Below are 9,938 nucleotides of genomic sequence, written 5' to 3' on the forward strand. Positions count from 1 at the left end.
GAAGGCTTACCCGATCTCAAAGTCGAACAAGCCTTTGAACTCACCGATGCAACCGCCGAACGTTCCTGCGCTGGCTCCACCATCAAACTCAGCGAAGCCACCGTCACCGAATATATCCGCTCCAACGTCGCCCTGCTCAAAAACATGGTTGCACGGGGTTATACCGATGCCCGTACCATGTTGCGCCGCGTCGCCCAGATGGAAGCTTGGCTCGCCAATCCCATCCTAATGTCCGCCGATGCCGATGCCGAATACGCCGAAATTATCGAGATCGATCTGAATACAATTGTAGAACCGATCGTCGCCGCTCCCAATGACCCCGACAACATCAAACTCCTGAGCGAAGTCGCCGGAGCTAAAATCGATGAAGTCTTCGTCGGCTCCTGCATGACCAATATCGGACACTACCGCGCCACCGCCAAAGTCCTCGACGGCGAACCCGCAGTCACCACCCAGTTATGGATTTGTCCCCCCACCCGCATGGACGAATCCCAACTCAAAGCCGAAGGGATGTACGCGATCTTCGATGCCGCTGGCGCACGGACAGAAATGCCCGGATGCAGTCTCTGTATGGGCAATCAAGCCCGCACCGCTGATAATGCCACGGTGTTCTCGACCTCCACCCGCAATTTCAATAACCGGATGGGTAAAGGTGCCCAAGTCTATCTCGGTTCGGCAGAATTAGCCGCAGTTTGTTCGCTGCTAGGACGGATTCCGACGGTACCGGAATATCTGGATTTGATGAGTAAGAAAATCAATCCGTTTGCTGGAGATCTGTATCGCTATCTGAATTTCGACCAGATTTCTGGTTTTGAGGATGAGGGTCGAACTATCTCGGTGGATGATGTGAGAAAGTTAGCTGAGGTGTAAACTTCCAACCACACCAATTCCCTTTAGTGCAACCGTTAAGCAGAATAAATATTTTTCAATACATCACTCAGCATCAGAGAGATGTATTTTTTTGTTCATTCTTCTCCACTTAGTGGGTACCATAACTTATACCCATGCACCATAGCTTACTTCATGAAAGCATCAGAAATTACGTTGTGTCAATTCTTAAAAGAAGATAATCAATTTCAAATCCCTCTATTTCAAAGGCGGTACTCATGGCACGAAAAAAACTGGCAGATACTATTAAAAGATTTAATTGACATACATAATGGAGATGTTAAAAGTGGGTATTTTATTGGCACAATAGTTACACAACATAATTACCCTAAAACCGTACATGGGATATCTCCTTTTATTGTAATTGATGGACAACAGCGTTTAATCACAATTACTTTATTGCTTTCAGTTATACGTGACTTTCTACGATTTAGTGGCAATGTTGAATGTGCTGATGATATCAACAAATATTTAGTTAATAGTTCTCAAACCAATAATGATTTCTATAAGATATTTTTTCCGGATCGTGGAATAGAATGGCGTGTGTATCAACATATCGTATCAAATGATGGTAATAGCTTATGGAAAGATCTAGATCTAGACTTTGATTGTAGTCAATCTATACATAACAACAAAACTCGTTTCTCTGAAACTCGTGTTTTTAAAGCATTTCGATTCTTCCAAGAAAAGGTACAACAGGAATTACGTAATAGTATCAATTTCTCCAGATTAAAAGATATTATTCTCCACGAATTAATGCTTGTGAGTATCGTTGCAGATAATGATGATAATCCTTATTTAATTTTTGAGAGATTGAATAGTACTGGTTTAAAATTAGATCAAAGTGATCTAATCCGAAATTATGTGTTGATGAAATCTTCATTATCTCCAGACAAGGAAGAGATTGACAAAGAATGGAGATTGTTAGAGAAAAAATTTAGAGAAATAGAAGAAAAAATTAACAAAAAAAGATGGTATGACAGAGATTATAGATCTGAAGTGAGAGGAAAGTTATTGACTCAGTATTTCTGGAATTATTTGCGTAAAGATGGTGATTCTGTCACAGAGAAAGAAGTATATAAAAGTATGATTGAAAAATTTGATGCTTTTTCAGATAAACACAAATATTTGAAAGAATTGACTCAATTTTCTAATTACTATGAAAGGCTGTGTCTTCCCCAGAATGAGCCGAAAGAAGAACTCTCTCGATACTTTTATTACTTCTCGGAACTAGATTTTGAAACTTGTCATATATTTTTGCTTAATATATATGAGTTGTATTCTCTTTCAAAAATATCTTGCGAAGATTTTGAAAACATATTATGCCTTCTAGAGTCATATTTTATTCGTCGTTTATTTGTCGGTATTTCAACGAATATTTTAGGCAAAATATTTAATAACCTTTACAAAGAAATATGCTCTAAGGATAGTGCCAATATTCTTCTTGCGCTTAGAATAATACTTAGAGAGTATAGTGGTAACAAGAGTTTTCCTCAAGACAAAGATTTTAGATCTGCTATTGTAAGTAAAAACATTTACACAACTGGTAACAGAAAACGTTTAAAATTTATTCTGGAGAGATTAAATAGTTCTATTTATCGTAACACGAAAGAGAAAGATTCTATTTTCTCAGATAATCTGACAGTCGAGCATATTATGCCCCAGGCACTAACTTATGAATGGCGAGAAAGTTTGGGTGATAGTTATAATGCTATTAGTAATAAGTGGCTGCATACATTAGGCAATTTAACTTTGACGGCTGATAATTCTCCACTATCCAATAAGGTATTTACAGAAAAGAAAATAATATACAAAGAGAGCAATTTGAACTTAAATAAATACTTTAATAACATTGATAATTGGAATGCTGATACTATAGAGAAACGGGCTAATGAATTAGCGGATATAGCTATTAACATTTGGCCAATGCCTTGATGTTTGTAGTATGGGAAGTATTTGTCATCTATATTGATGCACTGATTTATGGGTGACTTTTAAAAGTAAGGATATAATTGTAGTGAAGGGAGAATCCTGGAACAGTGTTATGACCACACCTAACTCACCCAACTCTAAACCAGCCAAGCACAGTAGCCATGAGGATGCTTACCTATTAGGTGAGTTAATTGGTGGTGTCGTTGAGGAGATCGATCGTCAAATGACCTTAGATGATGATGTGACAGATTTACGAGATTCCTTAGATCGTATCTCAAAAGATAGATTACAATGGGAAAAAGAAAAATCTGATACATATGAATCAAGAAGTCGGGAAATCGATCGCAAGTGGAAGCGATACTAAGTTAAAACACTTCATCTACTTAGATCGTAGCCGTTTAAACTCCTATACAGCCCAAATATCGGATGGCTTAACTCAGATTCGCCGACTGTCTGAGACAATTAGCCAAAGAGATGTTAATAACCCTATAGAAGAGTATCAGGAGCAAACACGCGAGAAAAGCTCCGCCGCTGAGGGTAGCATTGGTGCTAATATCGCTATGAAAGTAGGTAGTAAAGGCGAGAAAAAGCAAACTACTAAATCTGGCTTTAAATCACAAGATGGCTCAGTTAAAGAGTCAGGCGAATCTAGAGGTTTCTCAGAAGATAAAGTAGATCAGGATAACTTATATCTTTTACTGGAAAGAGAACTTATTCAAGCTGGGCTAATCTCTGAGATACACAATAGTAGCGACTTTGATGATTCTAAATTTCAGATTGTCAAAATAACTGCAACAACTCACTTTTTTGAGTGGGCTATGATTCATAAAATATTAGAAAGCCCTAACATTATTAGGATGTTAATGGAGGCAAGCGGTCAAGACGATTTTTCGATAATGTCGGAAATGCTCAATGTTTGTTCAATTGGTTCTGTAACGGCTCATTTAGAGATAGCTAAAAAAAGTATACTTTGTTCTCTCAATCCAGCTCATTTTGTTATTACAATGGATCAGCTTCGCGGAATGTACATACTTCCTGGAAATACGGAGATAACTATTGTTGGATTTCTACCTAAGACACGTCTTCAATCTAGTAATATTACTGGACTAGCAGGACAAGTTAACATGGCTGATTTCTGGAAAGTCCTGGTTGGAGATGTTGACTTTGTTCTGGAGCCTATTGCCATATACAGTTAAATGAAAACAATATTTTATTTAACTCTAGATAAAATATTGTTTGATTGACGTAATCTATGCTATGTAAAAAAGTAAAATGAGGTTTTGAAAATGATAGAAACCACAATCTTAGAATACCTACATAAACTACCCGATTCACTCCAGCAAGAAGTTCTCCACTATACTCAATTTTTGCTAGAAACTCATACTAAAAGTACTTCGCCACCACACAAAAAGCGGCAAGCAGGTTTTCTAAAGGGCACATTTGCGCTACCACTGCCTGATGACTTTAATGATCCCCTAGAAGATTTTCAGGAGTATATGGAGTGAATAAGCTACTTTTGGATACTCATGCTTTCATCTGGTATTCAGAAGATGACTCTAAGTTACCTGAATCGATAAAAACAGAAATTGAAACAGCCGATCGAGTTTACATTAGTATTGCTAGTCTATGGGAAATCGCGATTAAATTAAGCATTGGGAAGTTGTCACTGCGATCGAACTATGAATCGATCGAGTCTAGTCCAGAACCTGCTGGAATTGGCTTATTACCAATTTCTTTCGCTGATACAGTTAGGGTAATGAATCTACAACTTCATCATCGCGATCCATTCGACAGAATTTTAATCGCTCAAGCTATTAATAGTTCTCTCACTTTAGTTAGCTGTGATGCTGCTTTCACTGCATACCCAATTCAACTACGATGGGAATAAATCTAAACTAAAGACTATGGGAAAATCGATCGCATTTGGCTGGTATGGCGGAAAATATAGCCACCTCGACTGGCAATACGGTTCGGTTAATAAATCATCGATCGTATATTAGTCCGCGTAGGCGGACTTTGCATCACTAGCAGCGACTTCAGTCGCTAGCTAGGGGTACATCGATCTTCAAAAGCCTGATTTGGGAAGAGGTACACGATTTCAAGTGTCCCCTATGTTCCTGATAACCGCTGTATAACCTGCGAAGGCGGGTTTTGCAACACTAGCGACGATTTCAATCGTGCGGCGATCGAAGCTCAGTATAAATAAGTAATAAGTGTAATCTAGATGTTAGGAGTTAAACATCAAAGCTCGACCTCGAACCTGCTGATTAAATTGACCTCGATCGTAGACTACTTGCCCTCCGACGATCGTGTACACTGGCCAGCCCGTCAAATTCCAGCCCTCAAACGGACTCCAGCCACACTTAGTCTGTAATTCTTCGCGCAATACCGGATGGTAATTATCTAAATCTACAAGTATTAAGTCAGCATCGTAGCCAGGTGCGATCGATCCCTTACCGACAATACCATAAGCCTTTGCCACCGCCGTAGACATCCAGTAGGAAACTTGAGCTACAGTACATCGTCCCTGCATCGCTTGGGTGAGCATCAGCGGCAAAGACGTTTCTACTCCAGGCATTCCCGATGGCACCTTGGCAGGCTCCAGAAAAACAGTTGTGGCAGATGCCTCCTCGTCGGCTGGATGGGCGGTATTCGCCTGACCTTTTTCGGCTAGGGTATGGGGAGCATGATCGGTGGCAATAAAATCGATCGTTCCATCCTGAAGTGCTTGCCACAGCACCTCATTGTCGTGGGTACTCCGAATCGGTGGGTTCATCTGAATTAGTGACCCCAGCTTTTCATAGTCGCCCGTATTCAGCAGCAGATGTTGCGGCGTGACTTCTGCTGTTACCCAGGTGGGCTTGTCCTGACGTAGCAATTCGGCTTCTTCTGCGGTAGAAAGGTGCAAAATATGCAGCCGTCGCTGATATTTTTTGGACAGTTTGAGCGCAAGCTGGGTGGCGTTGAGTGCCGCCTGATTATCTTGAATGACTGAATGAATGGCTGGATCGGTAATGCCTGCAAATTCCTTTCGCCGTTGGGCAATGCGGGCTTGGTCTTCGGCATGAACGGCGATGAGGCGGGTACCTGTGGCAAAAATGCGATCGAGAGCATCTTCTTCATCCACCAGCAAATCGCCGTGCATCGAACCCATGAAAATCTTAATGCCAGGGGTGGGCGTGGCGGTTTGGAGATCGGGTAAGTTTTCGGACGTAGCACCGATGAAAAAGCCAAAGTTCACAAAAGATTTTTGGGCAGCGCGGGTCAATTTGTCGTTGAGAGCAGCCTGATTAATCGTCAGCGGCTTAGTATTGGGCATTTCCAAGAAGGAGGTCACACCGCCACGGGCACAGGCGCGGGAGGCTGTGGTAAGGTCTTCTTTATGTTCCAATCCTGGTTCGCGGAAATGTACTTGGGGGTCAATTACGCCCGGTAGCAGGGTGAGCTGATGAGCATCAATGACGGTATCAGCGGATCGAGCGAGATTTGGGCCAATCTCACGAATCACACCTCCCTCCACCCACACATCAGCGGACTGAAAGCTGCCATCAGGGAGTAAAACTCTGGCGTTGCGGATTAATAATGTGGTGGGGAGGGATGGAGTCATGCTAAAGCGAGGAATACTGCTTCTATCATAGGGAATTACGGCTCCCTACAGGTGCTAAATCCGATCGACAATTTTATAAATCGCACTAGTAATTGCGGTGAGTTCCGAGGGCTGAATAATATAGGGGGGCATCGTATAAATCAGTCGTCCAAATGGACGCAACCAGACACCCTCTGCCACAAAGCGCGGCTGGATCTCCTGCATATTCACTGGATCGTGCAATTCTACCACCCCGATCGCGCCTAATACCCGCACATCCTTAACTGCTGCCAAGCTCCGACAAGGTGCCAATTCCGCTCTAAGCTGGGATTCGATCGATCGAATCCTCGATTGCCAATCATAACTTTCTAGCAACGTCAAATTTTCTAAAGCCACCGCACAGGCTAAGGGATTCGCCATAAATGTGGGGCCGTGCATAAACACCCCCGCCTCACCCGCAGCAAAACTCTCACTAATCTCCCGCGTCGTCAGCGTCGCGGCGAGGGACATAAATCCCCCAGTTAGTGCCTTCCCGACACACAGAATATCTGGAGATACCCCCGCATGTTCGATTGCAAACATTTTGCCCGTCCGACCAAAACCAGTCGCAATCTCATCTAAAATCAGCAAGACATTGTACTTTTCGCATAACGCCTTGGCCTGGCGCACATATTCTGGATGATAAAAACGCATCCCCCCAGCATTTTGCACCACGGGTTCAAAAATGGCTGCTGCAATGCGATCGTGATGTGCTGCTAGTAAAACTGCAAAACTCTCAATATCCCGCTCTTGCCAGTCATCGTCGAAGCCAATCTGTGGTGCATCAGCGAAATATTGCTGGTTCACCAGATTGCGAAACAGATGGTGCATCCCATTCACCGGATCGCAAACTGACATCGCCGCAAAGGTGTCCCCATGATAGCCATTGCGAATCGTCAGAAACCGTTGCTTTTCAGGTAATCCGCGATTGTACCAATACTGCACCGCCATTTTCATCGCTACCTCAACCGCGACTGAGCCAGAGTCACAAAAAAATACCTGCTGGAGTGGATCTGGCGTAATCGCAATCAATTTCATCGCCAAATCCACCGCTGGCTGGTGCGTCAAACCCCCGAACATGATATGCGACATTCGATCGATTTGGGTATGAGCAGCTCGGTTTAAGCGAGGATGGTTATAACCATGAATACAAGTCCACCAGGAAGAAATGCCATCAATCAGCGATCGACCATCCATCAACTGAATCTGGACACCCTGAGCTGATTCTACCGGAAACACTGGGAACGGATTGGGCATCGCTGCGTAGGGATGCCAAACATGCAGGCGATCGAAATCGAGGAGTTGCTGTAAAGACTGCATGAAGTGTAAGGGCTGATTTCAACTGAGATTAACATTTTACAATCGATCGTTTGGTACTTTTTGCAATTGTACCGGATGCGATTTTTGCTGCATCGGCTCAACTTCATGATGCTGCTGAAGTTAGAATTACACTGCGATTACCTCTCGGCGCGGCTACGCCAACGCATCGAAAAGACTGCACCACTACTGAAAATTGTGCTGGGCAGATCGCGCTTGGTGTTTCTTGGCTACAGGAGGGGTAAAGGTTTGCTACACTTGAAATGCATTTGGTCGATCGTTAATTTGAAGTACCCTTTTCACACCGAATCAAAGCCAATCACTGGTGAAGAAGCTAGAAAGTTAATTGAAGCGATCGAAGCAGGTCAAGCCGTCACAAACGAACGCGCTCTTGCATTAACCAAACGGATCGCAGATTGTCGCCATCAATCTCAAGTAAATGCCCAGTCAAAGCAAATGTCAACTGTTAAATATATCAATCGGATGAGAAGATAATTTTGAAAGTGAGAACTCCGATCGTATTCGCCCTGATGCTAGTGCTTATTATGTCTCAAGCCGTCGTAGCTAGACAGCCAGCAGTAAGTCAGCCAGCCCCACTGCAAGCGATCGATGTCTACCTTGAATCGAAACTAAAGCAATATCGAATTCCAGGACTGGCGATCGCGATCGTCCAGGGCGATCGAATCATTCACTCAAAAGGCTTTGGGATTGCCGATTCCGAAAAACGCCCTGTGACTCCTGAGACTCCATTTATTTTAGGGTCGGTAAGTAAATCTTTTACGGCTTTAGCAATTATGCAACTGGTAGAGGCAAGCAAAGTAAATTTAGATGCTCCCGTCCAACAGTATTTACCGTGGTTTAATGTTGCCGTTGGCGTAGCCTCTTCTCGGAACGAGACGCTTCGCGAACGGAACGAGAATCGCCAAGCTAGTAGTCAAATTACCGTTCGGCACCTCCTCAATCAAGTGAGTGGCATCTCCACTAGAACAGGACGAAAGTACATCGATCGTGACACAGGCGAGGGAGCAATCGAAAAGTACGTCCGCAACCTGAATGCGGATCGCCTCTCTCAACCTGTCGGCAAAAAGTTTCAGTACTCAAACGCCAATTACATTATTCTCGGAGCGATCGTCCAAGCGATTTCGGGAATGTCCTACGAACGATATATTCAGCAATATATTTTTACGCCTTTAGAAATGCGTCACAGTTACACGTCTCAGCAACAGTCACAACAGGGAAGCCCTGCTTTATCTGTAGGCAATCGCTTTTGGTTTGGCTACCCAGTTTGGACAGAAGTTGCCTATATTCGGGAGTATCTGCCTTCGGGCAACCTGATTGCTAGCGTGGAGGATCTGGGACATTACCTCATTCCCTACTTGAATGATGGACGCTACCAGGATATTAACTTGGTATCCAGTGTAAGAATCGCACAGTTGCATCAACCAGCAGCGGAAGTCGGAGATCGCCTATTTTATGGAATGGGATGGTTTGTCCGCAGTATTAATAATATCCCGATTGTCTCTCATGGAGGTGAAGCTCCAAACTATTCAAGCAACATCACACTCATCCCCACTCAAAAGTTGGGATTCGCATTACTGATAAATGTAATTCCTGGTGTAGCAGGAGAGCCGATTCGTCAGTTATCTGAGGGAATTGTCAATCTTCTGACCGATCGTCCACCTGTGGAAGGGAGGAATAGTTTTCTAACTCAATTACAGGTTATCGCGTTCCCAGCTCTTTTGATGCTGCAATTACTGGGGCTTTTTCGCACTTGGATTGTGCTACGACAATGGCGCACCCGTTCCAAATCCCCTCATCTGGACGTAAAATCTTTGTTGCGACATGTTGGGTTGCCGCTCATTCTGGATGCAGAGATCGCCGCTGGACTCCTAATCGGATTGCCGATGCTCTTTGAGGCACCTTTACCTGTAATGCTGGTTTTTCAGCCCGATCTCATCGGAATTGCAATGATTAGCGCAACCTTAGCACTGGTTGGAGGATTGCTTCGTGCTGGAGTCAGTCTTCAGTTGCTGTTAACCTGAGTTCGATGAGGCTATGCCTCATCATCAAATCAAGTCTCTGAATGTGTTTGAGCAATAAATATCAATTGTCAAAACAAGATACTTTACCAATCTATTATCAATAAGCATTACTTGTTGATAATAGCTTGGGATTG

At 43.4% G+C, this 9,938-nt stretch carries 10 protein-coding genes; 8 read left to right on the forward strand and 2 right to left on the reverse strand.

Annotation, left to right across the window (positions count from 1 at the left end; translation table 11 throughout):
* The 6 genes from ACEW9J_RS02135 to ACEW9J_RS02160 all read left to right on the forward strand — a co-directional run.
* On the forward strand, window positions 1–870 hold an 870-nt coding region (locus tag ACEW9J_RS02135; RefSeq protein WP_373543501.1), incomplete at its 5' end, for an aconitase family protein.
* Between the two features lie 153 nt (window positions 871–1,023).
* A complete protein-coding gene (locus ACEW9J_RS02140) occupies window positions 1,024–2,823 on the forward strand; it encodes a DUF262 domain-containing protein (protein ID WP_373543502.1) in 1,800 nt (599 codons plus the stop codon).
* A 109-nt stretch (window positions 2,824–2,932) separates the two neighbouring features.
* Window positions 2,933–3,184, forward strand: coding sequence for a hypothetical protein (locus ACEW9J_RS02145; protein WP_373543503.1), 252 nt, complete (start codon window positions 2,933–2,935; stop codon window positions 3,182–3,184).
* Window positions 3,138–4,016, forward strand: coding sequence for a hypothetical protein (locus ACEW9J_RS02150; RefSeq protein ID WP_373543504.1), 879 nt, complete (start codon window positions 3,138–3,140; stop codon window positions 4,014–4,016). The genes ACEW9J_RS02145 and ACEW9J_RS02150 overlap by 47 nt, the downstream gene beginning before the upstream one ends.
* Window positions 4,017–4,106: 90 nt before the next feature.
* The gene (locus tag ACEW9J_RS02155) at window positions 4,107–4,325 is read left to right on the forward strand and encodes a DUF2281 domain-containing protein (RefSeq protein WP_373543505.1); all 219 of its coding nucleotides are present in this window, start codon (window positions 4,107–4,109) and stop codon (window positions 4,323–4,325) included.
* Entirely contained in the window at window positions 4,322–4,708 is a 387-nt protein-coding gene (locus tag ACEW9J_RS02160) for a type II toxin-antitoxin system VapC family toxin (protein WP_373543506.1), read from the forward strand. Before ACEW9J_RS02155 ends, ACEW9J_RS02160 begins: the two co-directional genes overlap by 4 nt.
* Window positions 4,709–5,047: 339 nt before the next feature.
* On the opposite strand, the gene ACEW9J_RS02165 is transcribed toward ACEW9J_RS02160, so the two are convergent.
* The gene (locus ACEW9J_RS02165) at window positions 5,048–6,427 is read right to left on the reverse strand and encodes a dihydroorotase (RefSeq protein ID WP_373543507.1); all 1,380 of its coding nucleotides are present in this window, start codon (window positions 6,425–6,427) and stop codon (window positions 5,048–5,050) included.
* A 54-nt stretch (window positions 6,428–6,481) separates the two neighbouring features.
* The gene (gene bioA / locus ACEW9J_RS02170) at window positions 6,482–7,765 is read right to left on the reverse strand and encodes an adenosylmethionine--8-amino-7-oxononanoate transaminase (RefSeq protein ID WP_373543508.1); all 1,284 of its coding nucleotides are present in this window, start codon (window positions 7,763–7,765) and stop codon (window positions 6,482–6,484) included.
* A gap of 75 nt (window positions 7,766–7,840) precedes the next feature.
* Here bioA and ACEW9J_RS02175 point away from each other — a divergent pair, with 75 nt between their 5' ends.
* Both ACEW9J_RS02175 and ACEW9J_RS02180 read left to right on the forward strand, forming a co-directional pair.
* Window positions 7,841–8,257, forward strand: a complete 417-nt coding sequence (locus ACEW9J_RS02175) for a hypothetical protein (RefSeq protein WP_373543509.1) — start codon at window positions 7,841–7,843, stop codon at window positions 8,255–8,257.
* A 50-nt stretch (window positions 8,258–8,307) separates the two neighbouring features.
* Window positions 8,308–9,804 carry a serine hydrolase domain-containing protein gene (locus ACEW9J_RS02180; protein ID WP_373543510.1) on the forward strand — a complete coding sequence of 499 codons (1,497 nt, stop codon included), beginning with the start codon at window positions 8,308–8,310 and terminating at the stop codon, window positions 9,802–9,804.
* Window positions 9,805–9,938: the final 134 nt, after the last annotated feature.

This window comes from Chamaesiphon sp. (assembly GCF_041737865.1).
GTDB lineage: Bacteria > Cyanobacteriota > Cyanobacteriia > Cyanobacteriales > Chamaesiphonaceae > Chamaesiphon.

Excerpts from the sequence above, each read along its gene's own strand:
- ACEW9J_RS02175 (WP_373543509.1), top strand. The coding sequence starts at position 7,841 with ATGCGATTTTTGCTGCATCGGCTCAACTTCATGATGCTGCTGAAGTTA.
- bioA (WP_373543508.1), bottom strand. The coding sequence starts at position 7,765 with ATGCAGTCTTTACAGCAACTCCTCGATTTCGATCGCCTGCATGTTTGG.
- ACEW9J_RS02140 (WP_373543502.1), top strand. The coding sequence starts at position 1,024 with ATGAAAGCATCAGAAATTACGTTGTGTCAATTCTTAAAAGAAGATAAT.
- ACEW9J_RS02180 (WP_373543510.1), top strand. The coding sequence starts at position 8,308 with ATGTCTCAAGCCGTCGTAGCTAGACAGCCAGCAGTAAGTCAGCCAGCC.
- ACEW9J_RS02145 (WP_373543503.1), top strand. The coding sequence starts at position 2,933 with ATGACCACACCTAACTCACCCAACTCTAAACCAGCCAAGCACAGTAGC.
- ACEW9J_RS02150 (WP_373543504.1), top strand. The coding sequence starts at position 3,138 with ATGAATCAAGAAGTCGGGAAATCGATCGCAAGTGGAAGCGATACTAAG.
- ACEW9J_RS02165 (WP_373543507.1), bottom strand. The coding sequence starts at position 6,427 with ATGACTCCATCCCTCCCCACCACATTATTAATCCGCAACGCCAGAGTT.
- ACEW9J_RS02155 (WP_373543505.1), top strand. The coding sequence starts at position 4,107 with ATGATAGAAACCACAATCTTAGAATACCTACATAAACTACCCGATTCA.